Source organism: Shewanella sp. BJSY2023SW005 (assembly GCF_047314585.1).
Taxonomy (GTDB): Bacteria; Pseudomonadota; Gammaproteobacteria; order Enterobacterales; family Shewanellaceae; genus Shewanella; species Shewanella algae.
In genome coordinates, this window is sequence record NZ_JBKORJ010000059.1 from 43,908 (window position 1) to 70,577 (window position 26,670).

General features: G+C 52.6%; 28 protein-coding genes and 1 tRNA gene. 13 read left to right on the plus strand and 16 right to left on the minus strand.

Going from position 1 to position 26,670, the window contains the following annotated elements; all coding sequences use genetic code 11:
- The first annotated feature begins 33 nt into the window (after positions 1 to 33).
- The 5 genes from ACMHXI_RS18550 (at position 34) to ACMHXI_RS18570 (ending at position 5,776) form a co-directional block, all read left to right on the plus strand.
- Positions 34 to 1,074 carry an ABC transporter substrate-binding protein gene (locus tag ACMHXI_RS18550; protein WP_141250918.1) on the plus strand — a complete coding sequence of 347 codons (1,041 nt, stop codon included), beginning with the start codon at positions 34 to 36 and terminating at the stop codon, positions 1,072 to 1,074.
- Positions 1,071 to 2,078, plus strand: a complete 1,008-nt coding sequence (locus ACMHXI_RS18555) for a FecCD family ABC transporter permease (RefSeq protein WP_044733791.1) — start codon at positions 1,071 to 1,073, stop codon at positions 2,076 to 2,078. The genes ACMHXI_RS18550 and ACMHXI_RS18555 overlap by 4 nt, the downstream gene beginning before the upstream one ends.
- The gene (locus ACMHXI_RS18560) at positions 2,075 to 2,815 is read left to right on the plus strand and encodes an ABC transporter ATP-binding protein (RefSeq protein WP_037436757.1); all 741 of its coding nucleotides are present in this window, start codon (positions 2,075 to 2,077) and stop codon (positions 2,813 to 2,815) included. The genes ACMHXI_RS18555 and ACMHXI_RS18560 overlap by 4 nt, the downstream gene beginning before the upstream one ends.
- Before the next feature lie 39 nt (positions 2,816 to 2,854).
- Positions 2,855 to 3,664, plus strand: coding sequence for a class I SAM-dependent methyltransferase (locus ACMHXI_RS18565; RefSeq protein WP_144132714.1), 810 nt, complete (start codon positions 2,855 to 2,857; stop codon positions 3,662 to 3,664).
- A gap of 108 nt (positions 3,665 to 3,772) precedes the next feature.
- The gene (locus tag ACMHXI_RS18570) at positions 3,773 to 5,776 is read left to right on the plus strand and encodes a TonB-dependent receptor plug domain-containing protein (protein ID WP_413735769.1); all 2,004 of its coding nucleotides are present in this window, start codon (positions 3,773 to 3,775) and stop codon (positions 5,774 to 5,776) included.
- A gap of 82 nt (positions 5,777 to 5,858) precedes the next feature.
- On the opposite strand, the gene ACMHXI_RS18575 is transcribed toward ACMHXI_RS18570, so the two are convergent.
- Entirely contained in the window at positions 5,859 to 6,422 is a 564-nt protein-coding gene (locus ACMHXI_RS18575; RefSeq protein ID WP_413735771.1) for a PepSY-associated TM helix domain-containing protein, read from the minus strand.
- Positions 6,409 to 6,876, minus strand: a complete 468-nt coding sequence (locus tag ACMHXI_RS18580; RefSeq protein WP_413735773.1) for a DUF4920 domain-containing protein — start codon at positions 6,874 to 6,876, stop codon at positions 6,409 to 6,411. The genes ACMHXI_RS18575 and ACMHXI_RS18580 overlap by 14 nt, the downstream gene beginning before the upstream one ends.
- Positions 6,877 to 7,152: 276 nt before the next feature.
- Here ACMHXI_RS18580 and folM point away from each other — a divergent pair, with 276 nt between their 5' ends.
- On the plus strand, positions 7,153 to 7,860 hold the full coding sequence (folM, locus tag ACMHXI_RS18585; protein WP_208138070.1) for a dihydromonapterin reductase: 708 nt from the start codon (positions 7,153 to 7,155) through the stop codon (positions 7,858 to 7,860).
- 1 nt (position 7,861) lies between these two features.
- Here folM and ACMHXI_RS18590 read toward each other — a convergent pair whose 3' ends face one another.
- The 4 genes from ACMHXI_RS18590 to ACMHXI_RS18605 all read right to left on the minus strand — a co-directional run bounded on the left by ACMHXI_RS18590 (position 7,862) and on the right by ACMHXI_RS18605 (position 12,594).
- The gene (locus ACMHXI_RS18590; protein ID WP_044733793.1) at positions 7,862 to 8,749 is read right to left on the minus strand and encodes a universal stress protein; all 888 of its coding nucleotides are present in this window, start codon (positions 8,747 to 8,749) and stop codon (positions 7,862 to 7,864) included.
- Between the two features lie 135 nt (positions 8,750 to 8,884).
- Complete coding sequence (locus ACMHXI_RS18595) at positions 8,885 to 9,859, minus strand: LysR family transcriptional regulator (protein ID WP_413735775.1); 975 nt, start codon at positions 9,857 to 9,859, stop codon at positions 8,885 to 8,887.
- Between the two features lie 154 nt (positions 9,860 to 10,013).
- Positions 10,014 to 10,772, minus strand: a complete 759-nt coding sequence (locus ACMHXI_RS18600) for an outer membrane protein OmpK (protein ID WP_107353176.1) — start codon at positions 10,770 to 10,772, stop codon at positions 10,014 to 10,016.
- 43 nt (positions 10,773 to 10,815) lie between these two features.
- Positions 10,816 to 12,594 carry an aryl-sulfate sulfotransferase gene (locus ACMHXI_RS18605; protein ID WP_208221319.1) on the minus strand — a complete coding sequence of 593 codons (1,779 nt, stop codon included), beginning with the start codon at positions 12,592 to 12,594 and terminating at the stop codon, positions 10,816 to 10,818.
- A 389-nt stretch (positions 12,595 to 12,983) separates the two neighbouring features.
- On the opposite strand from ACMHXI_RS18605, the gene ACMHXI_RS18610 reads away from it, so the two are divergent.
- Positions 12,984 to 13,547 carry a thiol:disulfide interchange protein DsbA/DsbL gene (locus ACMHXI_RS18610; protein ID WP_044735667.1) on the plus strand — a complete coding sequence of 188 codons (564 nt, stop codon included), beginning with the start codon at positions 12,984 to 12,986 and terminating at the stop codon, positions 13,545 to 13,547.
- A gap of 5 nt (positions 13,548 to 13,552) precedes the next feature.
- A complete protein-coding gene (locus ACMHXI_RS18615; protein ID WP_232785962.1) occupies positions 13,553 to 14,161 on the plus strand; it encodes a disulfide bond formation protein B in 609 nt (202 codons plus the stop codon).
- Positions 14,162 to 14,227: 66 nt separating this feature from the next.
- On the opposite strand, the gene ACMHXI_RS18620 is transcribed toward ACMHXI_RS18615, so the two are convergent.
- Positions 14,228 to 14,647 (minus strand): VOC family protein, encoded by a 420-nt coding sequence (locus tag ACMHXI_RS18620; protein ID WP_025009999.1) that lies wholly within the window; start codon positions 14,645 to 14,647, stop codon positions 14,228 to 14,230.
- Between the two features lie 317 nt (positions 14,648 to 14,964).
- Complete coding sequence (locus ACMHXI_RS18625; RefSeq protein WP_129978702.1) at positions 14,965 to 15,567, minus strand: NADPH-dependent FMN reductase; 603 nt, start codon at positions 15,565 to 15,567, stop codon at positions 14,965 to 14,967.
- Between the two features lie 139 nt (positions 15,568 to 15,706).
- On the opposite strand from ACMHXI_RS18625, the gene ACMHXI_RS18630 reads away from it, so the two are divergent.
- Together ACMHXI_RS18630 and ACMHXI_RS18635 are read left to right on the plus strand one after the other, a co-directional pair.
- Positions 15,707 to 16,345, plus strand: a complete 639-nt coding sequence (locus tag ACMHXI_RS18630; protein ID WP_117200354.1) for a helix-turn-helix transcriptional regulator — start codon at positions 15,707 to 15,709, stop codon at positions 16,343 to 16,345.
- Positions 16,335 to 17,048, plus strand: coding sequence for a 16S rRNA pseudouridine(516) synthase (locus ACMHXI_RS18635; protein ID WP_045283692.1), 714 nt, complete (start codon positions 16,335 to 16,337; stop codon positions 17,046 to 17,048). The genes ACMHXI_RS18630 and ACMHXI_RS18635 overlap by 11 nt, the downstream gene beginning before the upstream one ends.
- Positions 17,049 to 17,051: 3 nt before the next feature.
- Here the strand turns inward: ACMHXI_RS18635 and ACMHXI_RS18640 are convergent, their stop codons facing one another.
- Together ACMHXI_RS18640 and ACMHXI_RS18645 are read right to left on the minus strand one after the other, a co-directional pair.
- Complete coding sequence (locus ACMHXI_RS18640) at positions 17,052 to 18,134, minus strand: methyl-accepting chemotaxis protein (RefSeq protein WP_335901167.1); 1,083 nt, start codon at positions 18,132 to 18,134, stop codon at positions 17,052 to 17,054.
- A 137-nt stretch (positions 18,135 to 18,271) separates the two neighbouring features.
- The gene (locus ACMHXI_RS18645; protein ID WP_117200356.1) at positions 18,272 to 19,807 is read right to left on the minus strand and encodes an MFS transporter; all 1,536 of its coding nucleotides are present in this window, start codon (positions 19,805 to 19,807) and stop codon (positions 18,272 to 18,274) included.
- A 336-nt stretch (positions 19,808 to 20,143) separates the two neighbouring features.
- On the opposite strand from ACMHXI_RS18645, the gene ACMHXI_RS18650 reads away from it, so the two are divergent.
- The gene (locus tag ACMHXI_RS18650) at positions 20,144 to 20,401 is read left to right on the plus strand and encodes a DUF333 domain-containing protein (RefSeq protein ID WP_045283693.1); all 258 of its coding nucleotides are present in this window, start codon (positions 20,144 to 20,146) and stop codon (positions 20,399 to 20,401) included.
- Between the two features lie 25 nt (positions 20,402 to 20,426).
- On the opposite strand, the gene ACMHXI_RS18655 is transcribed toward ACMHXI_RS18650, so the two are convergent.
- Positions 20,427 to 20,945 carry an acyloxyacyl hydrolase gene (locus tag ACMHXI_RS18655; protein ID WP_413735780.1) on the minus strand — a complete coding sequence of 173 codons (519 nt, stop codon included), beginning with the start codon at positions 20,943 to 20,945 and terminating at the stop codon, positions 20,427 to 20,429.
- 82 nt (positions 20,946 to 21,027) lie between these two features.
- Entirely contained in the window at positions 21,028 to 22,029 is a 1,002-nt protein-coding gene (gene trpS, locus ACMHXI_RS18660; RefSeq protein WP_208184434.1) for a tryptophan--tRNA ligase, read from the minus strand.
- A 335-nt stretch (positions 22,030 to 22,364) separates the two neighbouring features.
- Between trpS and ACMHXI_RS18665 the strand changes: the two genes are divergently transcribed.
- Positions 22,365 to 22,964: a HupE/UreJ family protein gene (locus tag ACMHXI_RS18665; protein ID WP_208184435.1), complete on the plus strand. Its 600-nt coding sequence runs from the start codon at positions 22,365 to 22,367 to the stop codon at positions 22,962 to 22,964.
- Between the two features lie 74 nt (positions 22,965 to 23,038).
- On the opposite strand, the gene ACMHXI_RS18670 is transcribed toward ACMHXI_RS18665, so the two are convergent.
- From ACMHXI_RS18670 to ACMHXI_RS18685, 4 genes are all read right to left on the minus strand, one after another.
- A tRNA-Pro gene (locus ACMHXI_RS18670) sits at positions 23,039 to 23,115 on the minus strand.
- Positions 23,116 to 23,227: 112 nt separating this feature from the next.
- Positions 23,228 to 23,677 (minus strand): SufE family protein, encoded by a 450-nt coding sequence (locus ACMHXI_RS18675; RefSeq protein WP_208184436.1) that lies wholly within the window; start codon positions 23,675 to 23,677, stop codon positions 23,228 to 23,230.
- Positions 23,678 to 23,680: 3 nt separating this feature from the next.
- Positions 23,681 to 24,895, minus strand: coding sequence for an aminotransferase class V-fold PLP-dependent enzyme (locus ACMHXI_RS18680; RefSeq protein WP_071238568.1), 1,215 nt, complete (start codon positions 24,893 to 24,895; stop codon positions 23,681 to 23,683).
- 79 nt (positions 24,896 to 24,974) lie between these two features.
- Complete coding sequence (locus ACMHXI_RS18685) at positions 24,975 to 26,015, minus strand: NADP(H)-dependent aldo-keto reductase (protein WP_208184437.1); 1,041 nt, start codon at positions 26,013 to 26,015, stop codon at positions 24,975 to 24,977.
- 240 nt (positions 26,016 to 26,255) lie between these two features.
- Here ACMHXI_RS18685 and ACMHXI_RS18690 point away from each other — a divergent pair, with 240 nt between their 5' ends.
- Positions 26,256 to 26,633, plus strand: a complete 378-nt coding sequence (locus ACMHXI_RS18690; protein WP_054744592.1) for a hypothetical protein — start codon at positions 26,256 to 26,258, stop codon at positions 26,631 to 26,633.
- The last annotated feature ends 37 nt before the right edge of the window (positions 26,634 to 26,670 follow it).

Consider the following 26,670-nt stretch of genomic DNA (forward strand, 5'->3'; position numbering starts at 1 on the left):
GTATATAACGATTGGCGGCGAGGAAAAACAAGATTGGATAGAAGGAGTGTTATCAAGGCCGGCTTGAGTCTTGGGTTGTTGGTTTGTTTCCCCGCGCTGGCCAATCCTGTGCCGGCCTATGGGACTGAGCCGAATTCAAACGGGCAATTGGCGCTGCCGCCGGCTGCAGATATCAAGCGGGTGGTCAGTGCCGGAGGGCCGGCGGACCTGCTGTTGTTGGCCTTGAGTCCGGAAAAGCTGCTCGGTTATGCCCACCTCAAGCCGGCCTTGTTACAACAGCATGGCTTTGCTCTAAGCCTGTGGCAAAAGCCGAGACTGGGCCGTTTGGTGGGCCGCAATGCCAGCCTTTCGCTGGAAAAGCTGATGACTCTGGATGCGGATCTTGTCGTCGACTATGGCAACCTCAGCCAAAACTACTTATCTATGGCGCAAAAGGTGGAACGCATCAGCGGCGTGCCGTTTCTGCTGCTCGATGGTTCACTCACAGGCACCCCGGCGCAATTGAGAAAACTGGGGCAGGTACTGGGAGCTAACGAACGGGCAGATTTTCTTGCAAAGCGCACGGCCGAAATACTCAGTGATGCCAGAGAGTTTGGCCTTAGCCAGGAAGAGCCCATCTCTTTTTATTTCGGCCGCGGTGCGACGGGTCTTGAAACCGGGGTCACAGGTTCCATTCACACCGAAGCCATAGAGCAACTTGGGCTTAAGAATGTCGCCAAGGCCGGTGACTATCGCGGTTTGGCCAAAGTTTCTTTGGAGCAATTGATGGCCTGGGAGCCTGAGCTAATCATCAGCCAGGATCCCGCCTTTATCCGCCATATTCGCCAAGATCCTGTCTGGGGCACGCTGGCGGCTGTACGCAACAAGCGGGTCTATTGGTTGCCGAACAAGCCCTTTGGTTGGATTGACTCGCCGCCGGGAATAAACCGGCTGCTGGGCATGAGTTACCTTAGGTTGCTGTTGTCCGGCGCTGATGAGCAGGCCAAGCAAGCATTGGTGAAGGATTTCTACCGCGATTTTTACCACAGTGAGCTTAGCGAGGAGCAGACGGCCAATCTGCTGCGCCCCGAATGAACGACAGAATCAAATACCCACTGGCGACCGGAATTTGTCTCAGCATTCTCTGTTTTGCCGCAGCCAGTGGCCAGTATCCTCTCAGTCTGGCGCAGCAGGGGCAGGCGCTTTGGCATGCCATCGGTGGCGATGTGGCCGCTCTGGACAGCAAGAGCATCAGTGTCTTTTGGCATTTGCGGCTGCCCAGAATTTTGGCGGCGCTTATGATAGGAGCCGGTCTGGCCGCCAGCGGCGCCGCTTATCAGGGAATGTTCCGTAACCCTCTGGTATCACCTGATATTCTGGGCGTTTCTGCCGGCGCCGGTCTGGGCGCCGTATTGGGCATTTATCTGGACTTATCGGTTTACAACATCCAGCTGTTTGCCTTTCTCGGTGGTTTGCTGGTGGTGGCTCTGGTTTGTCTGCTGGCGCGGCTCAGTCGTCAGGGCGATCCTGTGTTGTCTTTGGTTCTGGTGGGCATAGCTATTGGCGCCTTGTGCGGCGCCGGTATTTCATTGATGAAATTGTTGGCCGATCCCTACAGCCAACTGCCTTCCATTACTTTCTGGCTGATGGGCGGGTTGTCGGATATTACTCTGGAAGATCTCAAGTCCAGCCTGCTGCCCATGATACTGGGATTGGTGCCGTTAATGCTGTTGCGCTGGCGTATGAATCTGTTAAGCCTGGCCGACGATGAGGCCAGCAGCCTAGGGCTCAACATAGCGAAAACCCGGCTGATATTTATTCTGGCGGCCACACTGCTGACTGCGGCGGCGGTATCCATCGCCGGCATTATAGGTTGGCTCGGGCTGGTGGTGCCGCATATCGCTCGTATGCTGGTGGGCGCCGATTTCAGAAGGCTGTTGCCCATGTCCATGCTGCTGGGCGCCTTTATGTTGCTGCTGACCGACACCCTGGCCCGCACTCTGGCGCCGATTGAGCTGCCGCTGGGGATTTTGACCGCCTGCATAGGCGCGCCTTTCTTTATGTTTTTACTGTTAAGAGGCGGAGGCCGTGGCCAATGATAGCCAGCATGCAAGGCGTCACAGTGGGCTATGCCGGTAAGCCTTTGCTGGCTAATGTAGAGCTTTGCTTACCGGAAGCTGAAATCGTTTGTTTGCTCGGCTGTAATGGCAGCGGCAAGACCAGCTTATTGAAAACATTGCTTGGCTTGCTGGTGCCGCTTGCCGGTGAGATAAAGATAGCCGGCAGGCAAATTCATCAATGGTCGCAGCGCGAGCTGGCACAACAGATGGCCTATGTGCCACAGGCACAGTTGAGCCGTTTTTCCTTTCGGGTGTTGGAAATGGTGCTCATGGGCTGCCAGTCGCGGCTGGGACTGTTTGCCGTGCCCGGCGCGAATGAGCAGAAGCGGGCGCTGGCGGTCTTGAAACAACTGGATATAGCTCACCTGGCCGATTGCGCCATGGATCAGATAAGCGGCGGCGAGCGCCAGCTGGTGTTGATTGCCAGGGCCTTGCTGCAATCTCCAAGATTGCTGGTGATGGATGAACCGGCCGCCAGCCTGGATTTCGGCAATCAAATCAAGTTGCTGGCTCAGGTTAAACGACTCAAACAGCAGGGAATCGCAGTCTTGATGTCGACTCACCATCCACGCCATGCCGAGCTGTTGGCCGATAGCGTGGCCTTGGTGGAACCCGGTCATGGCCTGAGACAAGGCGCAGTGGCCGGGCAGTTACAGGTATCAGGACTGGCGCAGCTCTATGGCGTCAGTGAGTCTGCGATTGCCGAGCACCTTTAAGGTGCCGGCTGAGGGTTAAATTTTAAGCAAGGTGATTTCATGATAATAGAAGAGCTGGACTTTGCCGCCATGTACCGCGAGCACCTGCAAAGGGCCGAACGTAGCCACAAGAGTGCCGAACACTGGGATAAACGGGCCGAGAAGATGGCCGAAAACTGCGCCAGACCCAAGGACAGTTACTTGGAGGGCTTTTTCAAGCTGATGGATTTGAGTGATTGCGACACTCTTTTGGATATGGGCTGTGGCCCGGGCTCTGTGTGTCTGGGGCTGGCCGACAAGATGCGTGCCGTCTATGGCCTGGATTACAGCAGCGGCATGTTGGAAGTGGCCAAGCGCCGCGCAGATGCGGAAGGCTTGAGTAATGTCACTCTTATCCAAAGAGCCTGGGAAGATGATTGGAGCGACATCCCCGTGTGTGATATCGCAGTGGCGTCGCGCTCGACTCTGGTGGGCTGCCTCAAGAGTGCCCTGGAAAAGCTCAATCGCCAGGCCCGCAAGCGGGTTTATACCACTCATACCGTCAGCTCAACCTTTATCGATCCCGCCATTATTCAGGTCATAGGCCGTAAGCTAGTGACTCTGCCGAACTATCTGTATGCGGTGAATATTTTGCAGCAGATGGGCATTAAGCCCAAGGTGGACTTCATCGAGTCCAGTGGTTGTATGAACCAAGCCGAGAGTTACGCCCAGTTTGAAGACAACGTTGCCTGGTCGCTGGGGCCTCTGGATGACGCCGAAAAACTGCGGTTGCAGGAGTATTACCAGAGTCATAAGCAACAGGGCAAACCTCTGCGAACCGGCGATCGCAGTTGGGCCATGGTTTATTGGGATGTGATACCCCAGGCCTGAGTCAGAGTCTGATTAGTTATTGCCCGGACTCGCATCGAGCTCCGGGTATTTTTTTAATAATCGATATATAAAAAATTATACATCGATTGAATGTTGAAGGTCTGTAGTATGAAACCAAAGCACTATTACTCTATTCTGCCGCTGATGCTGGCTTCTCCGCTGGCGCTTGCCGATGGCAGCGTGGCTGAGTCTGAGAGTAAAAACGAAACCAAAATAGAAAGGATCAGTGTCTGGGGCAGCCCGGTTGCCGCCAATCAGGACAGCGTCAATCAAGACACCATCAAGATGCTGAACAAGCAAAACGTGGCCGAGGCGCTGAATATTATTCCCGGGGTCAGCCTGCAAAAATCCGGTCGTCGTAACGAGGTTCAGGTTAAGGTTCGGGGCTTTGACAGCAAACAGGTGCCGCTGTTTTTTGATGGGATCCCGATTTACATCCCTTATGACGGCAATCTGGACTTGGGGCGTTTTCTGGCGTCGGATCTGGCTTCGGTGGAAGTCTCCAAGGGGTATGCCTCTTTGCTGCAGGGGCCGAACATGATGGGCGGTGCCATCAACCTGACGACCCGCAGACCCAAGAAGAGCTTTGAAGCACAACTGAGCGCCTCCCAAGGCTGGGCCCGCGGAGAGGACAACGGTTATAGCCTGGATGCCAGTCTGGCCGGCGGCAATGATTGGGGCTTTATCCAATTGAGCGGCAACAAGCTGGACAAAGACTTTGTCGGCCTGTCCCACGACAACGACAACCCGATCGCCGGCAGCGACGGCAAACGCGTCAACTCGGCTTACAGCGATAGCCGCGGTACCGCCAAATTTGGTCTGACTCCCAATGAAACAGACGAGTACATCTTTACCTATATCCGCCAGGAAGGGGAAAAGAACAGTCCGCCATATGCCGGCACTGAAGCCGATATTCGCCCTACATATTGGCAATGGCCGCAGTACGACAAACAGAGCTTTTACTACAGCGGCTATACAGAGTTCAGCCCTGGGGTTGTGCTGCACAGTCGCCTCTATCGCGATGAATTTGAAAACACCCTGAGGATATACAAGAGCCTGGAAAACCTGCAGCAACAAAAAGGCCCCTACAGTCATTATGACGATGCCAGCAATGGTGCCGGCCTGCAGCTCAGTATCGATATGCGCAAAGACGACATCTTGTCGTTTGCCGCTCACTGGAAGGAAGACCTGCACAAGGAGCAAGGGGAGCCTGACGGGGAGTTTGACAAGTACAAGGATAGAACCCTGTCGGCGGCAGTGGAGTATCAATGGGCACTGAGAGATAACCTGGATCTGGTAGGGGGCATCAGCTACGACTCCCGCAAGAGCCTTGAAGGCTACAAGCATGAAAAGGATGGCAGCCTGACCCGCTATGAAGACAACTCGCAGCACGCCTTCAACTGGCAAGTGATGGCCCGCTATGAATTGGCAAACCTGGATACACTGCAACTGTCTCTATCCCAGCGCAGCCGCTTTCCGACGCTGAAAGAACGCTACACCACTTTCAGGCCCGCCTATGGCCAAACCGCCATAGTCAACCCGCATTTGGAGCCTGAACGGGCGACCAACCTGGAGCTTAGTTATCAAGCGACATTGGCGACTAACTGGCAGTTGGACAGCAGTGTCTACTATAACCGGGTGTCCGATGCGATTTTGACCCATAACATCACCCCGACACTTATCCAAAACCGCAACAGCGGCAGGGTAGATTACAGCGGGCTGGATCTGGGGATTTATGGTGATCTCAGCGATTGGGCCAGTGTTGGCCTGAGCTACAGCTATATTCACGCCGATGTTGAGGATGAACAGCTTGATGTTACCGGCCTGCCGGATCATCAGCTCTTTGCCTGGGTTAAGCTGACTCCGCTGGAGGAGCTGGACATCATTCTGAGTCAGGAAGCTCGCAGCGACAGCCTCAGCAATTCAAATGGCAATCAGGTCGCCAGTGGTTTCGGAGTGACCGGCATTCGCTTCGACCACCGCATCTGGCAGGGACTGAGCATTAATGCCTCGGTCAACAATCTGTTTGACCGCAACTACGCCTATAGTGAGGGCTTTCCCGAGGAGGGACGTAACTATTGGCTGGGGGTGGAATACCGTTTCGGTCACTAAGCCTTTCAAGGAGGCAGAAAACAGAAGAACCCGGCCATGACCGGGTTCTTTGTTATCTGATAGCGTTTTTGCTCAAAGTGCGTTAACGCAGCAGAATAAACAGCAAAGGCAGCAGGACGCCTGTGAGTGTCAGCCAGGTCTTGCGGCTCTTGAGCAGGTTGCTGCTACGCAACATCACCAGCGCCGATAGCGCCAAAAACAACAGCATGGCGGCATAGATGTCGGCAATCCAGGTCCAGGCGTCACGGGCATGGTTAAGATGCAGATAGTTGAGTGCCTGCAGTAATGGCCTGCTGTTTACCATCTCGGCCGAGACTGTGCCGGATAACAGGTTAGCGCTCAGTTGGCTGCCATCTTTGAGAAAGACTTGGTACTCATTGACGCTGGCACGATAACCGCTGCGGATATTATCCTGCAGCGAAAAGTGGCGGCTCAACAGGCTTTGAATGTCACTGTTACCCAGTGAAGTATTCAACCCTTCGACACGGCTCTCACTCTGGGTTATCTGGTAGTTGGGGTTCCAGTCATTGATGTGATTGACGGCAATCCCCGAAATGGCATACACCAGAGTCATGCCTATGCACAGATACCCTATGTCTCTGTGCAATAAACGGATCCTTTTGCGCAGCTTGTTACTCAGCGTCACGGATTTCGACTCCGTATGGATGCAACTGATAGAAAGTCACTGCTTGAGTTACGGACTCAGGATCGAAGGGCTTGTTGTGTTGCTGGGCCTGATGCCCGAGATAAGCGCGGGTCTGTTCGAGATCCAGCTCAATTGCCTCTAACGCTCCGGTAGCATAGGCTTTTTGCCCACGGGCACTGACGGGAAAGACCATCTCGCCATCGCGAACCTTGACTCTCAATCGATCAAAGCTGTCGTCGGTTGCCAGTTCCATCCAGCAGCCCCGCTTGCTGCACACTGAGACTATGGTGCCTTCTACCGTGAGCTCCTTACCCACATAGTCATTCGGCGATGCCATCAATGTGGAAATGGGCACGAAGATATTCAGATCGACCGGTTCGCCGAACTTGTTGTCGGCACTAAAGGCCAGAGGGGTAAACAGGGCTGCCAACAGGATTAACTGATTGATACGCATGGGAGTAACCTTTGTAGTTGAATATGATTTATTGAGAATGGTTATTATTTAATGTTGCGATATTATTGAAGCCTGAAGCGATATTCAAGTATTCAGGGCATTGAAATCCCAATATGCGAGCTGGTCGGCATTTTGCCGATTAATCAAGATTATCTGTCTATTTTCAATAGGGTTTCCAAGAGGTGATACTCAGCTGTTGGGCCCCGGATGGCGAGACTGGCCAGAGTGCGGCCGAACGTGAAACAATAGCGTGACGGACAAATGGAAGGAAAACACATGCAGCCTATTTTGATCACCGGCGTCGGAAAGCGTCTGGGACTGGCAATGGCCAGGGACTTGATGGCTCAGGGCTATCCACTCATCGGCACCTATCGCAGCCATTACGCTGCCATCGACGAGCTCAAGGCCGCGGGCGCCGAGTTGCATCGAGTGGATCTCTTGCAAAATAGCGAGATCAAAGCCTTTATTGCCGATGTAAAAAGCAAGCATGAGTCTCTGCGGGCAATCATTCACAACGCCTCGGATTGGATGCCGGAGCGGCCAGATACAGATGCCGCAGAGGTTTTTGACAGCATGATGCAGATCCACGCCTCCGTGCCCTATCAGTTGAATCTGGCACTGGCGCCGCTACTGGAAACAGATGAGATAGGCAGCCGGGATATCATTCATATCAGCGACTATGTGGCGCAGAAGGGCAGTAAGAAGCACATAGCCTATGCCGCCAGTAAGGCGGCGCTGGATAATTTGACCCTGTCATTTGCCGCCAAGTTGGCGCCGGGCGTCAAGGTCAACGGCATAGCGCCGGCACTGATGCTGTTCAATGAGCAGGATGATAGCGCCTACCGGCAAAAGGCGCTTGCCAAGGCATTATTGCCCAAAGAGGGTGGCGAGCAGGAGATGCTGGCCGCCGTGAAGTATTTGATGACCAGCCGCTACATGACGGGCCGCACTCTGTCACTCGATGGTGGGCGGCCGCTTAAGTGATTCAATGCAGCAAGGGACAACTGGGCTTTAAGGCCAGCACATCGCACTGTAGTTGATTGAGCATCTGCTCAGAGGCGTGGCCGTTGAGTTCGCTCAGCAACCCTCTGTGCTCTGCCGCGCCCATGATGACTATGTTGCTGTGCCATTTGTGGGCGGCCTCCGGTACCACATGATCCGGCATGCCGCTGGCCAGATGCAACTGCTCGTCACTCAAGGCCAAAGGTCTGGCGACCTGCCGCAGTTTTTGCCACTGATTGTCTTTCTGAGAGCGACAGCCGGGTTGCTGGTTATCGAAGGCCATACTGATGTCCGCTTCCTGATAGCAGTTGAGCAGATGCAGCCTTTGTTGCAGCAAACCGGCAAACTCAAAGGCCTGTTGCAGCAATCTGTGATTGAAATGGGAATGATCTTCCGTGTCTTCATCCAGCTCCAAAGCCGCCAGTAACGACCCTTGCTGCTCCCAGGGAGAGTCGCTGACAAACATCACCGGCAGGGACACCCGTTGCAGCAGTTGCCAGTCATCTGTATGACCCAATTCACACTGCAGGGCTGAGTAGCTGTGATGTTCTACCAACAGCAGATCGTAATGCGCCTGTTTTAGCTCGGTGAGAATGGCGGTCGGCAGATCCTTGGCCTGACACTGCTTCAAGCAAAGGTTCAGTTCCCTCGATGGGTAATGTGGACGCTTTTCCCTTAGATGGGAAACCAAGGGCTGTGGATGTACTTTTTGCTGTAGCCACTGACCAATACCCTGATATTTAGGGGTTTTGACTCTGAGCAGTGTGAGCTCGGCATGGCTGGCATTGGCCAGTTGCACCGCTTTTCTCAGGGCCAGTTTTCCTCTGTTACTGTCGTCCGAAACGGCCAGCAAGCGTGTAAATACACTCATGACTCTATCCTCGAGGCCAAGACTATTATTGGCTTCGTATAAGTCTAGCCATACCGCGCCACGCCATCAGATCCTTTTGCTCTTGAAATGTCCGTCAATAGCGGCTTTTGGTCTGTTTGGCCGCAGAGTTTTACATCAGTCTTTGCCCTGTAGCAGTGACTCCAACATATGGTATTTACGGCAGGCAAAATGGCGGAACGATTCGCTGATAAAGCTGATTAACCAGTCGGATTCCAGCGAGCCATAGCGGGCGGAAGATATGTAAAGCTTGTAGGTAAACTCCACGTCGGAAAGGCAGGATGGCGCCTCCAGCACACTGAGTTCAGTACCTATTTCCTCTAACGGGAAAGCCAGAGCCGAGGTGTATACCAGAGCGTTGCTGCTCTTGAGTACTTCGATGATCTCGCTGATGCTGTCTATTTTGGCTCTGATCTTGAAGTCCGGGAACTTGAGCTTCATGGTTTTTTCTATCAGGGACTGGCCATAGGAGTTGAAGCCGCACAGGTCGTGCAATACCACAGGGAAGTCCTGCAGATCTCTCAGACAGATACTGCCCTTCTTGGCCAGGTAATGGTCATGGCGCATAAAGAAGTATCTGCGACAGGGCAATAGATCTACCTTATAGAGGGAGTTGAGCGAAGTTTGGTTGACGTGAATGCCGTAGTCGATTGATCCTGTGAGGATTTCATTGAAACTATTTTGGTTCCAATTACGGGTACAGAGCACCATTCTGGGGGCTATTTGACTGGCCTGTTCTATTAGTTCAGGGAACCAGTTGCAGATAGTGTTATCGGCCACAAGCCATACTTCCTTGTCAATATTCATAGGCGAAAAATCACTGCTGTTCAACAGATCATCTTCAATCCTTAAAATAATATCCTGAATCGTACTTTTAATTCGTTTGCACTTTTCTGTTGGGGTAAAACCGTACTTGGTTCTGACAAACATTTCATCGTTGAATATTTGTCGTATCTTTTTCATGTGATAACTGATGCCGGATTGAGTTAATCCCAATTCTTGAGCAGTAACACTGGCATTTCCATGCTCCAGGATCAGCCTTATCAGCTGCAAATGAATTAGCGACAGATTGTTTATATCGGCTTTGTTCATGGCCTGCTCCCCTTTTTTATAAGGTAATATATTAAAGGCGAATTTTCTGTGACCAGTATCAGTCAGCGGCAGTGCTTTTGTTAAAGTATTTAAAGGTAATAATGTGATCACTATTACCTTTACAATAGGTTATGTGTTTTCTCGCTGATTATTTTTAAAACTGATACCCTAGTTCGAATAATAGTTCGCCTCCATGATGAATTGAGCCGCCCCAGGCATCACGATACTTATATGCCAATGAAGCCGAGGCTTGAGGCAGGAATTGATAATCCAATCCCAGAATCGCTTGATAACCTGAATCCCGGTACAGGAAAGTTGCCACTTGTTCATCACTGCGGTCGAATTGGGTCTCAAAGTAGAATTTACCCAGTAATTCCTGAGTCACAGGATAAGCCAATTGCACCATGGCGGCATAACCACTGCTGCCATTAAAATCTTGCTGGGAGGCGTCCATGTCACCCCAGGCGTAGTGGGCGCCTATCGCCATGGTTCCTTTGAGCTTCTGCCATTGGATGTCGTAAGACAGGCCATAGTAGAAGTTTTCTTCGGTACGGTTTTTATTGTTGGCCGTAAAAGACTGTAGCCAAAGATTAAAGGGGATATCGCCCAGGTTATAGTCCAGTTTTAGCCAGGACTTGACTGTAGCACCGGCCTTATTGCCTTGCTGATTGTCGTTGTCGTCCAAGGGGTTTTCCAGTGTCAGCCAAGCTGCAAAATCGCCCCAACTGGCGCGGGTAGTGTTGGTAAAACTGAGATAACTCTGGCTGTAGAGATTGGGGTTATTGTCTTTGGCATCCAACAGATGCTCATAGCCGACTTTGATGCCATTTTGTTGTTGGAACACCTCGGCTTGGGCCGTGGGGATCAGCAACAGCAATGGCAATAGCCCGAGTAATGAAGTCCTTATTAACATGGTGTCACCTTAGGCCGGGATGGTCCCGGCCGTTAGAGTCAAATCAACGACCGAACATCTTTGCCGGCTCGATAAACAGGCCGCGGTAATGGGGCTGACCAGCCTTATCGGAGAGGACATCGATTTCCAGTTTCACTTCCTTGGTGCGGTAATCAATCTCATTGAATTTGCCCGTGACTCTGCCGGGCTCAAATAGATTGATAGAGCCACCAAAACCAAAGATGGTGTTGTGGTCGGCAACGTATTCCACGTTGGAAGTGATAGGGCTATACCACTCGTAGCCCCGCTCTTTGCCGTATTCCCAGATTTGCTGCACAGTCATATTGTTTTCGTCGATTTTGTATTCCACGAAGCGACTGTATTTTTGAGTCGGTAGGGCGGGTTGGGTGTAGTGGCGACCATCTCCATTATCAAATACGGTCAAAGTGCCTTTGCTGCTCAGCCAAGCTGTGTGCTGGGTATAGGTGAAGTCAAAGTCACCTTGGCAGTCACCTTGTTCAGAGCAGGAGATGGCTTTGCCTTTGGCATCGACAGGTTTAAGGAGCTTTTTGGCCAGCTCTCCCTTCCAACCTATGCTGGGAGTGAGGATCCATTTGACCTGTTTGTCGCGGGTGATCTTCACAACCCCTTGGTGGCGCAGCGATAGAATGATGCCGTCATCTTTGGGATCATAGGAGATGGAGTTGACGTGAGCCCAGTTCCGGCCGGCCGCTACCCCCGGAATATCGCCATAGGGCGCATCTATCTTCATTTCACCGGCAGCTTGACCTGCATGGTCGAGATCCACGTTGACGCAAACGGCCCCCATATCCAAAGCCTTAAGGAGGGCATCGCGGTAGGGATCGAGAATTTTATTGAGATCCCAGACATCGAGCAGGTTACCCTGTTGGTCTACCTCGAGGATATGATCCCTGACAGTATGGACCTTGTCCCCTTGCGGGTTGACATAGTTGGTTTTGGCGCCCCTGAGCAATAGGTTGCCATTGGGCATGGTCACGCTCTCATGGGATAAGTCTTGATAGCCCCTGGGGATCTTGAAGTCGACAATCTTGCCCATTAAGTCCAGATATCCGAAGTGCTGGCCTTGGACAAAACTCAGATTACCGCGACCATCCTTTCGCAACCCCATCAGGTAACCACGTTTATTGACGTCGATATTCCGACCATTGTAGGTGGCATCCTGATCCAACCACCAACGAGTTTCACCTTGTGTATCAATGATATAAGTTAGTGGTGCCATGTCGAAGGTCATGGAGCCCAACGCCGGGGTAGACTCGAAAATCCCGGCGTTTTTGCCCTTGACCCCGGACCAGTGCAGATCAGAACCCTGGAACAGCATAGTGTGGGAGTTCACCAGCAGCAGCCTGTCTTTAAAATCCTTATCGACTTTCTTGACCTTCACTTCCTGCATTGAGGTGATGTTACGGTTATCTATGTACTTGTTTTCGAGGGCACTGGTAAGAATTTCATATTTATCTGTGTATTTTTTGCCATCGAGAGTGAAGTCGACACTGACCTGATTCTTGTAGTCGGCATACAGGCCAAAAATAGGAATACCGTCGTGTCGGTTGATGGTTTTGGGGCCGACCGGATAGGAGATACTGACTCCATTCTTGCCTTTCCCTGCCACGGTAACGGTAACATTGGACACTCGCTTGCTACCCAAATCGACCAGAGCAGTGAGTGGCGAATTACCATATGGGTTGACAAAAATACCTCCCAAATGCCCGGCCGGAGGTGCAGGGTAAAAACCTGCGGCAGAGACAGAAGTTGATAAGCCAATACCTAATATTACAGCCAATGAAGTGAGTGACTTTTTCATATCATATCCTTTGTTTTTAATAGACGCTTATTAATTAAGTTGAATAGTGGAATTTAATTTGGGGGCAGAGTCACATTTGATGTTTTTAATTTTTAGTTAATGTTTTGTTTGTGTTCTTGTTTGCAGCTTAATTTGGGATTTCAAAAATTTTGATTTGCCTTATTGGCTTGTTTGTATTCTAAAGTTCTTGAAATCAATATCAGTTTATTTGAACTCTGTTCTCTATATCGTTGTTATTCACAGTATCGTTAATAATCTGGGTTCGCTTATTGTTATTGATTTTTATCTTGGCATGATTGAATCGAATCTGATTGATGGATAAGAGGTCCAAAATGAAATTTATTAAAAGAATTGTAGTGGGTGCTTTTTTACTGGGAAGCTGTAATGCAATGGCATTGGATTTGGAGGAGGGGAATCATTACCAAGTTCTACCGGAAAGTGTTCAGTTTCAGGCTGATAAACAGGTAACCAAGATATTTTCTGTCAACTGCCCATTCTGCTACAAGTATGAAAAGTCTGTCATTCCCGGAATGGTTAAAAACCTGCCATCCACGATAAATTACGATGCTTATCATATATCGAGTAAATCTCCTTTTGGTGCTGAAGCTTCTGAGGTCTTGGCGGTAGCCAAGACTGTGGGAGAGGCCAAGTACAAAGCCGCCAAAATGGCTCTATACGCCAAGATCCACGATGAAAAGACCAAGTTTGCCACTGGTGATGAGTTAATCCGCTTTGGCCTGAGTCAAGCCGGGATCTCACAAGAAGAGTTCAACCGTCTCAAAGGTAATCCCGAAGTGAAGCAACTCCTGGCCAAGTGGGACCAAGGGATTGCCATCGCCAAAATCCAGGGGATCCCGGCGCTGGTGGTCAATGGCAAGTATCTGATCAACACCAAGTCGATTCGCAGTATGCCTATGCTGGACGAAATGATCCTTGAATTGTCCAAGAAGTGAGGATAATGAAGATGAATCTTGTGAGCCGTTTGTTCGCTGAATTCAAGCAAGCTCCTCTGCCTGCTTTGGGCCGCTGGCAGGCCCAGAGAGGTGTGTGGTTGCTGATGGCCGGAGCTGCGCTGTTTCTGTTGTTGTCGGCAATGGGGTATTTCCAGTGGTTTTTGGCCATGGATCCCTGTGAGCTCTGCGTTTATATCCGTTTCAGTCAGTGCTGTATCTTGATTGCCGGTATCGCCATGGCGATCAAGCCTTCCAGTCAATGGCTCAAGGTCTTGGGGTTGGTGCTGGCCTGGTATGGCGTGATCCAGGGGATGCTCTGGTCAGTTGAGCTGCAACAGATACATGCCGCGGCGCACATGCTGGATGGCGGCGATATCTTTGCTACCGGCGGCGGTGGTGCCGCTTGCTCCACCGAGCCGCATTTCCCCTTGGGGTTGCCGTTGCATGAATGGCTACCCTATGAGTTTGCACCGACAGGGGGCTGTGGAGAAGATGATTGGTCACTGCTGGGAATGAATATGGCTGACTACTGCATCATAGCCTACAGCATTTTCAGCCTGGCGCTGGGTGCCGTCACCCTGGGCTGGTTGTACAGTCTGTTTGCCAAGAAGTGAATCAAGGCGGCTCCCCCACCCAGTGAGCGAAGGCGAGGGAGCCTGTAAGGTTATTTATGACAGCCCTTAGCTTGGGCGATTGCGCTGTTTTGGCAGGTCGCTCAGGTACTGGACAAACTCCACTTCAAACCCGGCCGGGTCGATAAAGTACACATTGCGGCGCCAGGGCTCGTCGGCACCGTCTTTATCTATGCTATAGCCTGCGTCCAGCAGGCGCTTGATCACCCCGTCAATGTCTGCAGTGACAAAGGCGAAGTGGGCCAGCCCGGGTTGATGACCGCTCAAGTCGCGGTTATTGCCTTCACCGTTATCGCTGAAAGCCAGGTATTGATAGTCATCACCGAAGTGGAGCCATTTTCGTGGCTTGCCATACCAGCTTCCTTCTCCTTGGCAGCGGATCTGCCAGTGAGGAAAGGCGGCGCGGTAAAAATCCAGGGTCTTGGGGAGGTCTGCGACCACCAGGTTCAGATGTTCCAGTTGTATCATTTGCGTTCTCCTTGGGAAGGTGCGAATAAGTCCTCGTGGCACTCTGGCTTGCACAGCAATTGGCATTCAAGGCATCTGACTGAAGGCATGCCGGGGCCTGTCGAAGTCGGATAACGCAGAGAGCCGGTTGCTGTGAAAGCCCCGAAGGGCGTGGCTTACGGGCCTGCCTGCGGTGTTGTGCTTCTTGCAAAGGACTAGGGCCATTTGCTGCGAACCACGCCTTGCATCCAGGCCTGTAAGCCGACGCAGAGCACACATGGGACTTGTTCGCACCTTCCATTGATATTTGTCCCTTTTACGCTTGTTTGGGCCTTTGTTTACATGCCGTAGCAATATTCCTGTTGTTTGGGAAAGGGGGCGTCCCTGTGGGCAAAACGTATCTGTGCCAGTGCTGCTGCATACTGGGCCAACATATGCAGGCTATAACCTATCCTTTCTCTTAATCTGGCATCGCGGATGCTGTCGCATTCGGGGTTGAGCATTTTCTCGACATCGCGGACGATCAAATGATCCGGAACGGCCACCAGTTTGTTGTTTTTCATGGCGTTCATTCTCAATTCACTGATGGGATAGGCACCGCTTATGCCTGAGACAACTGCAACCAGCAGTGCGGGCTTATGGGCCGTATGTTGGCTGTCACACATCAGCAGAAAGTTCTTCAACAAAGGTGTCGCCATGCCGCCCCATTCCGGAGTGATAAGCACCAGAGCATCGGCTGCTGTCACCTTGGCTTCTATCCGTTGCCAGTCGGCGCCCTTGTTTTGTTGCTCACCATCCCAGAAGGGAAGATTGAAACCGCAGAGCTCCAAATGCTCCGCCTCTGCGAGTTGCTTGGTCTTTATTTCCCGGGTGATGAATTCTGCGACCTTGGCACTCTGGGATTGGAAACGTTGGCTGGCGCTGACGACTAGGTATTTCATGTTAAGTAAACCTTTTTGTTTATTTATTGTTTTATAAGGTATGTGCTTTACTTAATAATGTAAAGATAAAATAAACAAAAAAGTTTATTTATTCTGGATGCGGCGTCCTGAACCGGGCATAATCAGCGCTGGAGGTGCCATGAAGACCACAGACAAGATAGTCGACATTCTCAAGTTGAACGGAGCCCAGACGGCCCAGAGCTTGGCCGCAGAGCTGGGGCTGACCAGTATGGGGGTGCGTCAACATCTGCAAGCCCTTGAAGCCGAGGGGCTGGTGCGGACTGAAGACAGGGCCGAAGGCCGCGGCAGACCTGCGCGTTATTGGACGCTGACCGAGCAGAGTCGCTCGCTGTTTGCCGACCGTCACGATGAGCTGAGCCTGCAACTGATAACTTCAGTGCGTCAGGTCTTTGGTGACGAGGGCTTGGATAAACTCATCAGTCACAGGGAGCAGCAAAGCCTCGAGAGCTATTCGAGCCAGATGGCCGCTGCCGCTTCCCTGGCCGATAAGCTGGAATGCCTGGCCGAGATCCGAAGCCGTGAAGGCTATATGGCGCAGATTGAAGTGGACAGTACCGGCTTTTGGCTGCTGGAAAACCATTGTCCTATTTGTGCGGCGGCCACGAGTTGCCAGAACTTTTGTCGCTCTGAGCTGGCATTGTTCCGGCAGCTGCTGGGGCCTGAGGTGGAAGTCAGTCGCCGCGAACACATTCTGGATGGTTCACGTCGCTGTGCTTATCGGATTGAAGCTAAAGGCGCCTTAAACGATGCGCAGTAAGAGGGGGCGACTGGACAGGTTTCTCGCCGGGCAGCTGAATATTCCCCGCAAACAGGCCAGGCAATTACTTGCCGATGGCCGGGTTTGGCTCGATGACGAGCAGGTGTTTGCCGCAGACAGACTTATCCATGAGTTCAGTCATATTCGTCTCGATGAGCAATGGCTGCAGCGGCAAAACCCTGTCTACTGGATGTTGAACAAGCCTGCCGGAGTAGTGAGCGCCACCCAAGATCCCGAGCATAAAACCGTGCTCGACTGCCTGCCCCCGGCGGCATTGGTGCCGGGGCTGCATATCGCCGGCCGCCTGGATAAGCAGAGTACCGGGCTGGTGCTGCTCAGTAATGACAGCCGCTGGACCCAGGCGTTGACCCTGCCTTCATCGAGTAAAGCCAAGCGTTATCGGGTGCGTCTGGCCAATCCGCTGGATGACACTTATATCGAGGCTTTCAGGGACGGATTTTTCTTTGAGTTTGAAAACGTCATCACAGCGCCGGCCGAACTGAGAATTTTGGCAAGCCATGAGGCCGAGGTGATACTCACTGAGGGCAAATATCACCAGATAAAACGCATGTTCGGCCGCTTTCGTAACCCTGTGCTGGCGCTGCATCGCAGCCAGATAGGTCAAATAGTGCTGGATGACTCTCTGGCCGAGGGCGAAGCCAGAGAGTTGACCCGGGAAGAGGTGGAGTCGGTCGCTTACTGACGGCTACTGAACTGCGGCGATAATGCTATCTATGGCCTGCACCACCTGCATACTGGCATCTTCCATCCGCTGCAGCGCCATTACCTGCTCTGTGGTGGCGCCGGCTGCGGCGTGCTCCAGCGCCAGGCGGCCACTCTCGTGCACCAATGCATGCGGCGCTTCCAACTCGCGGAACCCCGGGAGTGAGCTATAGAGGCTGGCGCCTTGTCCTTCGTAGTACCACTTACCCAAACGGCAGTCATGGTGGCTGTTTACCGGCTGATCAAAACACTGGTTTTGCAGCAGTTCATAGATATTCTGCTTCCATACCGCATGATCCAGCTTGGTGGTGTTGAGGAAAGACACAGTCGCGGCATGGCTGATCACCTGCTGCATCTGCGCCGATTGCGCCAATACCTGAGTGACCACAGTGTCTATCTGCACCGCTGAGCTGGCCACTTCATCGGCGCAGCCTTGGTTGTCATCTGTCAGGGTTCGTATGCTTTCCGACTGAGTGATGATCTGCTGCACCAACTGCTCTATCTGTTGGCTGGCGTCACTGGCCTTGGCCGCCAACTGCCGGACTTCATCGGCCACCACGGCAAAGCCGCGACCAGCCTCTCCGGCGCGGGCGGCTTCGATGGCTGCATTGAGCGCCAATAGGTTGGTCTGTGCCGAAATACCCTGAATGGCGCTGACAAACTGGCTGATGCTTTGGGTACTGGTATCCAACTGCGCCACTGTCCCCAGACTATGCTGTGACTGTGAACTGAGCAGATGGGCTCGCTCTCCCAGCCTGGCAACGGCGCTGCGGGTTTGCTCGAACAGGGCGTTGAGCTGCTCCAGCTTACCTTGTTCCTCAAGCAGACGTCCGGCGTCTTCGGCCATGGCCTCGCGTACCGATTGCAACATGAGCCCGCCCTGGTTCTGGCAGGCCAGCATGGCGGCGAAGTCGCGGTTTTGCGCCAGTGCCTGGTCCCTTTCCTGTTTGAGCTGCCCCAGTTGCAACTGCAATTGCTCCAGTGTCGCCTGGTGCTGCTGGCCCTGTTTCTCGAGCCGTTGTTTCAATGAATCTATCTGCCGGTGAAGACGATGGTTAAAAAGCATAAAACTTCCTTGGATACAAATAGTTGCATTCTATTTATGGCTATTTTAAGCATAGACTTTGGCCCGTTCCCTTGGCGGGATCAAGCTCTCATTTACAATCAATATATAAAAACGCCACCCTGAGGTGGCGTATTAAATCAGGCTTGGGCCTGCTGCATTCTCAGCAGCCACTTACCGTAGATATAGATGCCGACGGCGGAAATGGTGCCTATGGCGCCTATGATGTACCAGGCCATGCCTATGTTGTGGCTCTGGTAGAGGATCTCGGTCAGCTCGCGGCCACTTTGGCCGGTGAACTCAACCAGTTTATGAAAGGCTTCCCCCTGCGGAATGGCGGCCACGTCGTTCTGTGACATACCCTTATCCAGCAGCATCTCACGGGAGAAGATCTCTTTGGAGGCAAAGATTTCATAGAGTTTGGGGCCGAAATAGCCTTCCAGCCCCCAGCCTATGCCCTGTGGCAGCATTACAAAGCCGAGGTACATGGCCTTCTTGCCTTCGGGGGCGATATTGCCCATAAACTCATTCTTCTTGGGACTTATCATCATTTCGCCGAGGGAGAACATGGCGATAGCCAACACGATAAACCAGGCCGCATGGGTGGCACCGATCAACACAAAGGCAAATATAGACAGCAGACAGCCGGCCAGCATGGCGCTGGTGATGCGGTACTTGGCGGTCAGGGCGGCTATCAGGAAGCAGCTGGTCATAATCAGGCCCGCGTTGAGGTTGAGCATGCCTTCCGGCATGACCTTGGTGCCTTCGTTGTTCAGCCCGAGCCAGAATTGCAGTATGCCGTTGCTGGTGCCTTCAGGACCAAACAGGCTGGTGACAATCACGCTGGTATCCACCCATTCGGCGATATGAATAGGCAGCACGTCAAACAGGGAGTTGAACAGGAACCAGAAGCCGGAGAACACCAGCATATAGTAAATGACTACCGGCTTTTTCAGCTCGCTCCAGGCATCTTTCCATAGCATTTCCTGCTTGAGTTCGCCGGACTTGATCTTACGTTGCCGCTCCAGGCGTTGCTCTTTACCCGGCTCTTTGTACGTCAGCAGGAACAGGAAGTTGAGCGAGATAATGGCGGCACAGGCGTAGAACACATTGTCCCAGGACAGCTGCCGCATATGCACTGCCACCAAGGGACCAAGGAAGCCACCGATATTCACCACCTGATAGAAGATACCCCAGGCCATGGAGGTGTTGTTACGGTTGGTGGACAGCACCAGCGTTCCCTGGATGCCGGGCTTGAAGATGCCGGTACCGGCCGCCAGCAACATGGCGCCGAACAAAAAGCCCCAGAAGCTGGGGAAGAAGGCCATACAGAGGTAGCCACAGATCTTGATAACGGTTGAGGCAAAGATGGTCTCTTTGTAGCCCACCCTATCTGAGATCCCGCCGGTAAATACCGGCACAAAGGTCTGCAGTAAGGCCCAGACTGAAATAATGATACCGTAATCGCTGAGGCTGATACCCAGGCCACCTTCGGAAGCCGGTGCCTTGGCATAGAGTCCGGCACTGGCCTTAACGCCGTAGTAGGCGATACGTTCAACCAGTTCCATGCCGCCGACCAGCCAGAAGATATAGCTTAAACTGGCGATGGAAGCCCACATCCCCAGTTGCTTGACTTCGCGCAGGTCATTGCCCGCACAGGAGTTGGAGTCGCTCATACTCTTCCCTTGTCTGTATTATTATGTTTGTAGGTCTTTTATCAATTGCAGGCTAATGCCTTGTATCAAAAAAGGTGATAACCGCGACACTTTACCCGCTTTACTGTCAAACACCAAAAAACAAGCCTGATCAAATTGGAAAAATCACGATCTGCTTGGCAAAAATTGCTGCTTACTTTTAACAATATTCATAACTTTCAAATCATTAACTTGGATAAGTGACTCATTCGCTTGCAGACCTTGCTATCTCCTTGTAGCTTGGAGTTTGTTTGAGCTGAAACTGGAAAGTCTGCGGCGGCAATTGAGCGCGCCCAAGGGACTGAGTAAGGAGCCAAGATGCGAGTATTAACGGTAATGACTGTGGGCACTCTGTTGCTGTTGGCGGGCTGCTCTGAAGAGGCGGCAAAAACCGAGTCCGAGAGTCTGAAAGATACTGTGGGAAGCCCTAATCCGGCATCGGTATTTTGTGTCGAATCCGGCGGTAAGCTGGAGCTGGTTCAGGAACAAAAGGGCACTGTAGGCTATTGTCACCTGCCGGATGGCAGCATTGTGGAAGAGTGGACCTATTTTCGGGCCAATCATCCGGTAAATTGATTGGCCCGACTCCCTAAAAGGGGGGTTAGAAGCGGTAGCTGTAGGCCAGGTTGACAAAGTCGAGCCCTGGGTTGGGCTTGCTGAAGCCGGCATTGGAATAATACAGGTAGGTGATGGAGACAGTCTGTTTGCGCTGACGACCAAATTTGAAGGCAAAGCCCAATCTGTCTTCAAACTGATAGTGTGAGCCGACATCCTTACCGGCAAATTGGCTGTCATCCAAGAGGGCAAAGCCGATCCCGGCCTCGAGATAAAAGTCCAGCCATTGCCCCCTCATCAGCGGGTATCTCAATATGGGTGACATGGCCAGCACATGATTGACATCATGCTGGTTATCCTCGCCGTATTCCCAAAAGTTGATACTGGCTTCCAGGGTCAGTTCCAAATCTTCACTGATAGGTTTCAGGGTATCCAGATACAGCTGATAAGCCAGTTTGATACCGTTGGCCTGGCCTTCGCCATGGATATAGTTGATTGCCATGCCCTGTTCGGCGGCGTTGGCATCTCCCGGCAATAAACAGCCCGGCAATATCAAGCTGAGCATGAGTGTCAGCAGGGGGAATAGTTTCTGTGAGAGGCTCAGCCAAGTGCCGGGCTTATAGACTCTTGGCTGAGTGAACAATCGTTTAGCGAAGCAGATTAAGCCCGATGGCAGCTTTGACATCTTGCAGTACGGCATCACTGATGGCTCTGGCTTCTTCCGTACCTTTTTGCAGTATCGCCAGTAGTTGCCCTTTGTCTGCCAGGGCTTGCCTGCGCCGTTCACGCATGGGCGCGAGTAACTCCTGCAGGCAGTCATTGAGTATCCGTTTGCACTTCATGTCCCCGAGGCCTCCTCGGCGATAATGGGCCTTGAGCTCGGCTACCAGCGCCTTGTCCGGGTGGAAAGCATCGAGATAACTGAACACCGTATTGCCCTCGACTCTGCCCGGATCTTCCACCCTCAGATGGTTGGGATCCGTATACATGGAAAACACCGCTTGCTTGAGTTCGTCACTGCTCATTCCCAGTTCTATGGTGTTGCCAAGGGATTTGGACATCTTGGCCTTGCCGTCGAGGCCTGGGAGGCGGCCTGTGTCACTGAGAATTGCCTGACACTCCTTGAGCACTTCAGCCCCCACCAGATTGTTGAAGCGACGGACGATTTCATTGCTTTGCTCCAGCATGGGCAACTGATCTTCACCCACAGGCACATGAGTGGCGCGAAAGGCGGTAATATCGGCGGTCTGACTGACGGGGTAGACCAGAAAACCCGCCGGTAGGGTGCGCTCAAAGCCTTTTTGCTGGATCTCCGCCTTGACTGTGGGATTGCGCTCAAGCCGGGCAACCGTCACCAAGTTCAAGTAGATACAGGTGAGTTCCGACAGCGCCGGTAGCGCGCTTTGCAGGCAAAAACGTGTCTTGGCCGGATCCAACCCGGCCGCCAGGTAGTCGGCCATGACTTCGAGAATATTGTCGGTCACCTTGGCCGGGTTATGGCCGTTGTCGGTCAAAGCCTGATAGTCGGCGATCATTACGTTCTGATCGAATTCGTCCTGAACCTGGACTCTTTGCCTGAGCGAACCGACATAGTGGCCGATATGCAGTTTGCCTGTGGGTCTGTCGCCTGTGAGTATGATCTGTTTCATCTTGTTCTCCTTGAAATTGCCGGAGCCATAAGACGTACAGATACACAAAGGCCGCCTTATGGCGGCCCGGAAGATATGATTTTACCTATGTTTAATCCTGACACCGCCGGTTTGGGCTGCGCCACCAAGTCTGTTGCATGAGCAATGAGTCGATTGGGGAATACATAGGATTAATCAAAAATACATTTAAAGACCCAAGGATAGTAAGTCCTGAGTCTGTGTTATGCAAGTCAATTAAAGGTCGGTTTTTTGTCAGGAATTTGTGCCAGGTCAAGCATTTTTTTACCGTAAGGTATAAGGTTAAAGCGTAGTCACTCGGCAAGTGAGAGGTGCTTATGATGCGGTCCTTGTTTGCTGGCAGATCTTGGCTGTTCCTGGGTATTGGCGCCAGTCTGCTGTTGTCGCTGGGGGTTGTGGGACGCTTTCCCGAGCAGGTGATGCAACTCAACCCTCTGATGCTGGTAGCCAGTCTGCTGGTGGCCGTTGGCGTCGGCGTCTGGTCGGCGCAGCTTGGCGGTAAAGCCTTGTGGGCGGTGCCGCTATCGTTTGTGCTGGTGATGTTGGCCGGTACCCTGATGGCGCAAACCTCGATGGCGCTTATCGTCAGTAAATCCTTTGTTCTCCTGTCCATGTTTGTGCTCGGCATGTTGATTGCCGGTAATATCTGTTTTGCTACTCATGTTGCTGCGGCCATGGTCGCCATGTTGGCATTCGCCCATGGCTACACCCTGGGCAGCGCCAATCTGGGCGTGGCCGACTGGACCCTCAGTGGTTCCAATTTGTTTTTGGGCTATCTGGTGGGAATAGGCGCAACGGTATTGATCCTCAGCATGGTGGGGGAGGTAACCTGTAAAGTGCTGGCCAAGAAGCAGCTGCAATACGTGCTCGGCACTTGTTTGTTGCTGGCCGGCTTGATGATGGTTGTGGCAGTGTGACGGGGCAGAAACAACAAGGGCAAGTTCAATGAACCTGCCCTTGAGTCTTTATGCCGCTTGGGTAGCGGTCTGATTGGTCGGAGCGACAAGATTCGAACTTGCGACCCCTGCCTCCCGAAGACAGCGCTCTACCGGGCTGAGCTACGCTCCGACTCTGGAATCAGATGGTAAGTGAAGCTTAATTGGAAAAATGCCAACCAGGCCGCAAAATTATTCTCCGATGTGAGCTGGACTGTTGAAGCGCTGAAAAAAGCAGCATGGCATTACCCTCGGCTGAGCTCGATGATTCTGCTTATCAGGGCATAGAGGCCGTTGCTGCGGGATGGGCTCAGTTGCCCCTCCAAACCCAGTTGTTTCAGATAAGTCTTGGGCTCAAATTGCGCCAGGGTTTGGCTGTCGCTGTTATTCACCGCATGCAGCAACAAGGCGATCAGCCCCTTGACGATACGGGCCTCACTGTCGGCAATAAACAGATGCTTACCATCGACTTGGCAGTGGTAGAGCCAGGCGGCGCTTTCACAGCCGCGTACCCGGGCGGCTTCAGTCTGCAATTCGGGTGGCAGGGCCGGCAACAGCTTGGCGCCTTGCATCAACTGGCGGTATCTGTCCTGCCAATTATTGGCCGAGGAGACGGCTTCAAATAAGTCGGCCAGGGGCGCCTGGGTTTGCTTGGCAAATTGAATAAAGTCGGCAGCAGTGAGTGTTTCTGTCATGGTTCAATATCCCAGTAGCTCGGCGCTTGCCCTCAGGGCATCGAGAAAACGTTTGATATCTTGCTCATCAGTGTAGATCCCCACAGAGGCCCGGCAGCAGCCCTTGATACCCATCAGCGACATCAGTGGCATGGCACAATGATGGCCGCAGCGTACCGCTATGCCTTGTTGATCCAGCAGTATGCCTACATCCTGGTGATGCTCACCCTTGAGGTTAAAGGCCACGGCGCCCAGATTATCCCCGTGGGCGGCGTAAAGTTCGACCCCGGCAATGGCGGATAACCCCTGTTGCAGCTTGTTCAGCAGTTTTTGTTCGGCAAGTGCCAGGGCTTGTCTGTCCTGCTGTTCGAGAAAGGCAACGGCCTCTCCCAGACCTATGACCTCGGCTATCGGCGGGGTGCCGGCCTCGAGGCGGTTGGGCAAGTCGCCAAATGTACTGTCTTGGAAACTGACGGTTTTTATCATCTCACCGCCGGTTAGCAGTGGCTCCAAGGTGTCGAGCAATTCATAGCGGCCCCAGAGTACGCCTATGCCGCTGGGGCCATACATCTTGTGGCCGGAAAAAGCATAAAAGTCGCACCCCAGTTGCTGCATATCCAACTGCAGATGGGCGACGGCCTGGGCACCATCCACCACACTGATGGCGCCGGCGGCGCGAATATCCTGACACAAGGCTTGTATGTCATTGACCGTACCCAATACATTGGAAACATGGCTGAGGGCCACCAATTTGGGCTTTTGCTGGAGCAGCAGACTAAAGGCCGCCTTATCGAGGCGCAGATCTTTATCCAGCGGAATGGGTTCCAGCCTGGCACCACTGCGTTTGACCAGTTGTTGCCAGGGCAGCAGATTGGCGTGATGAGCGCAGCTGTCGACCAGAATGAGGTCATCCTTGCCAAAGCGCTCGCCAAGGCCCCAGGCCAGCAGGTTGATGGCTTCGGTGGTGCCGTGGGTGAAGATGATCTCTTCCCGCCGGGCGGCATGGATAAAATGTTGCAAGGCATCACGCACAGCTTCGTAGGCCTGGGTCGCCCGGGCGGAAAGCTGATGGGCCGCTCTGTGCACATTGGCGCAATCTTCACGGTAAAAACGCGCCATAGCTTCCAGCACCCGCCGGGGTTTTTGGCTGGTGGCGGCCGTGTCGAGATAGACCAGGGGATAATCCCCCAACATCTGGGTGAGCGCGGGAAACTGGGCGCGCAACTGTGGAGTGCTCATTGCTGTGGATCTTCAATCAAAAGGGCGCACAGATCTTTATGGATTTGTGCGCCCAATGCAAGGCGAAATATCTCAGCCCTTAAGGACAGGGCAGGCGAAAGCGGCTCGACAGCGAGTTGAGTTCACCGAGCAGTTCATCACTCAGCTTAAGCTGCGAGGCGGCAATGTTCTCCTTTAACTGCTCCAGATTGGTGGCGCCTATGATATTGCTGCCCACAAAGGGACGGGAGTTGACGAATGCCAGTGCCATCTGTGCCGGGCTCAGGTGGAATTTTTGGGCCAGCTTGACGTAGGCCTCGGTGGCCTCAAGCGCCAACTCGGTGCCGGTATAGCGGGCGAAGCGCTTGAACAGGGTCAACCTGGCGCCTGCTGGCCATTGGCCATTTAAGTACTTGCCTGTGAGGGTACCGAAGGCCAATGGCGAGTAGGCCAGCAGCGGTAACTCTTCGCGGTGGCTTATTTCACTCATGCCCACTTCAAAGCTGCGATTCAGCAGGTTATAGGGGTTCTGCACGCTGACAATCCGCGGCAGGCCATGTTTCTCTGCCAGTTGCAGGTATTTCATCAGGCCCCATGGGGTTTCGTTGGAAACCCCGATATAGCGCACCTTACCGGCGCGGATCACTTCGCTCAAGGCTTCTAGGGTATCCAGGATGGGGGTCATCGACTCCTGCTCCTGCTGCTCATAGAAGAGTTCGCCGAAGAAGTTACAGTTTCTGTGGGGCCAGTGGATTTGGTAGAGGTCGATACAGTCTACGCCCAGGCGCTGCAATGATGCATCCACCGCCAGCTGGATATTGCGCCAGTCCAGTGCCATCTTGCTGCGGATATAGTCACTCTTGCCGCCGGGAGCCGCCACCTTGGTGGCAATCACCAGGTTGTCTCTGTTGCCGCGGGCCTTGAGATAGGCGCCAAGGATGCGTTCGGTCTCACCCTGAGTCTCGGGTTTTGGCGGCACCGGATACATCTCTGCAGTGTCGATAAAGTTAATCCCTTCGGTTAGGGCCATATCCAACTGGGCGAAGGCGTCGGCCTGGCTGTTTTGCTCGCCCCAGGTCATGGTGCCGAGGCACAGTTTGCTCACTTCCAGAGTGGAGTGGGGGATACGTCTGTATTCCATTGAAAGCTCCCGCTAATTTCCTTATCTGCAAGCTAACAAGTGACAGAGGTTGATTGTCAATAAATAAAACCGTTTTCGTGTCACTTTTGTTGTTTTTCAGTTTGTTGAGCGGGAAGTGCAGGAATGGGAAGTATGGACTGTTCTCAACCAGTCTTTTTTAAAGTTTTTCTAGTAATTTCTAGAAATCTAGTTTTTGAGGGTGTAGTTTATATTATGTCCTGATAAATATTGGAGATTACTATGCCTAGCTATCATGTCGACGAAAAAGTAGCATCAAGGATTGAGTTGTTAGTTAAAAAACAACCTTTTGAAAATATTACATTTAATGAAGCACTTATTCGCTTGTTGGAACTGATCCCATCTGAAGGGCCAAATGCTGACAAAATTCTAGAAAGCTTATTGGAGTCATTACCTGATAAGTCGAAAGTTAAATCCTCTCCTAGACCATCAGAGTGGATTAAGGAAGTCCCCGAATTAAATATGAGAGGTAGATTCTCCACATGGAAATCTATCTGTGATTTCCTAGATATTGATGTAGGAACCGATTCTGCAAGGCGGAAGTTACAGGCTTGGGTTGCTCGTAATAAACCCAACTGGCCCAAGGTGCCGGAGGTATAAAACTCTGCAAATGGCCGTAGCAATCACAGCGGCATTG

What these genes read in the sequence shown, in the direction of transcription:
- ACMHXI_RS18555 (WP_044733791.1), top strand. Translation starts at nt 1,071, where the DNA reads ATGAACGACAGAATCAAATACCCACTGGCGACCGGAATTTGTCTCAGC.
- ACMHXI_RS18560 (WP_037436757.1), top strand. Translation starts at nt 2,075, where the DNA reads ATGATAGCCAGCATGCAAGGCGTCACAGTGGGCTATGCCGGTAAGCCT.
- ACMHXI_RS18565 (WP_144132714.1), top strand. Translation starts at nt 2,855, where the DNA reads ATGATAATAGAAGAGCTGGACTTTGCCGCCATGTACCGCGAGCACCTG.
- ACMHXI_RS18570 (WP_413735769.1), top strand. Translation starts at nt 3,773, where the DNA reads ATGAAACCAAAGCACTATTACTCTATTCTGCCGCTGATGCTGGCTTCT.
- ACMHXI_RS18580 (WP_413735773.1), bottom strand. Translation starts at nt 6,876, where the DNA reads ATGCGTATCAATCAGTTAATCCTGTTGGCAGCCCTGTTTACCCCTCTG.
- folM (WP_208138070.1), top strand. Translation starts at nt 7,153, where the DNA reads ATGCAGCCTATTTTGATCACCGGCGTCGGAAAGCGTCTGGGACTGGCA.
- ACMHXI_RS18590 (WP_044733793.1), bottom strand. Translation starts at nt 8,749, where the DNA reads ATGAGTGTATTTACACGCTTGCTGGCCGTTTCGGACGACAGTAACAGA.
- ACMHXI_RS18595 (WP_413735775.1), bottom strand. Translation starts at nt 9,859, where the DNA reads ATGAACAAAGCCGATATAAACAATCTGTCGCTAATTCATTTGCAGCTG.
- ACMHXI_RS18600 (WP_107353176.1), bottom strand. Translation starts at nt 10,772, where the DNA reads ATGTTAATAAGGACTTCATTACTCGGGCTATTGCCATTGCTGTTGCTG.
- ACMHXI_RS18605 (WP_208221319.1), bottom strand. Translation starts at nt 12,594, where the DNA reads ATGAAAAAGTCACTCACTTCATTGGCTGTAATATTAGGTATTGGCTTA.
- ACMHXI_RS18610 (WP_044735667.1), top strand. Translation starts at nt 12,984, where the DNA reads ATGGCATTGGATTTGGAGGAGGGGAATCATTACCAAGTTCTACCGGAA.
- ACMHXI_RS18615 (WP_232785962.1), top strand. Translation starts at nt 13,553, where the DNA reads ATGAAGATGAATCTTGTGAGCCGTTTGTTCGCTGAATTCAAGCAAGCT.
- ACMHXI_RS18620 (WP_025009999.1), bottom strand. Translation starts at nt 14,647, where the DNA reads ATGATACAACTGGAACATCTGAACCTGGTGGTCGCAGACCTCCCCAAG.
- ACMHXI_RS18625 (WP_129978702.1), bottom strand. Translation starts at nt 15,567, where the DNA reads ATGAAATACCTAGTCGTCAGCGCCAGCCAACGTTTCCAATCCCAGAGT.
- ACMHXI_RS18630 (WP_117200354.1), top strand. Translation starts at nt 15,707, where the DNA reads ATGAAGACCACAGACAAGATAGTCGACATTCTCAAGTTGAACGGAGCC.
- ACMHXI_RS18635 (WP_045283692.1), top strand. Translation starts at nt 16,335, where the DNA reads ATGCGCAGTAAGAGGGGGCGACTGGACAGGTTTCTCGCCGGGCAGCTG.
- ACMHXI_RS18640 (WP_335901167.1), bottom strand. Translation starts at nt 18,134, where the DNA reads ATGCTTTTTAACCATCGTCTTCACCGGCAGATAGATTCATTGAAACAA.
- ACMHXI_RS18645 (WP_117200356.1), bottom strand. Translation starts at nt 19,807, where the DNA reads ATGAGCGACTCCAACTCCTGTGCGGGCAATGACCTGCGCGAAGTCAAG.
- ACMHXI_RS18650 (WP_045283693.1), top strand. Translation starts at nt 20,144, where the DNA reads ATGCGAGTATTAACGGTAATGACTGTGGGCACTCTGTTGCTGTTGGCG.
- ACMHXI_RS18655 (WP_413735780.1), bottom strand. Translation starts at nt 20,945, where the DNA reads ATGCTCAGCTTGATATTGCCGGGCTGTTTATTGCCGGGAGATGCCAAC.
- trpS (WP_208184434.1), bottom strand. Translation starts at nt 22,029, where the DNA reads ATGAAACAGATCATACTCACAGGCGACAGACCCACAGGCAAACTGCAT.
- ACMHXI_RS18665 (WP_208184435.1), top strand. Translation starts at nt 22,365, where the DNA reads ATGATGCGGTCCTTGTTTGCTGGCAGATCTTGGCTGTTCCTGGGTATT.
- ACMHXI_RS18675 (WP_208184436.1), bottom strand. Translation starts at nt 23,677, where the DNA reads ATGACAGAAACACTCACTGCTGCCGACTTTATTCAATTTGCCAAGCAA.
- ACMHXI_RS18680 (WP_071238568.1), bottom strand. Translation starts at nt 24,895, where the DNA reads ATGAGCACTCCACAGTTGCGCGCCCAGTTTCCCGCGCTCACCCAGATG.
- ACMHXI_RS18685 (WP_208184437.1), bottom strand. Translation starts at nt 26,015, where the DNA reads ATGGAATACAGACGTATCCCCCACTCCACTCTGGAAGTGAGCAAACTG.
- ACMHXI_RS18690 (WP_054744592.1), top strand. Translation starts at nt 26,256, where the DNA reads ATGCCTAGCTATCATGTCGACGAAAAAGTAGCATCAAGGATTGAGTTG.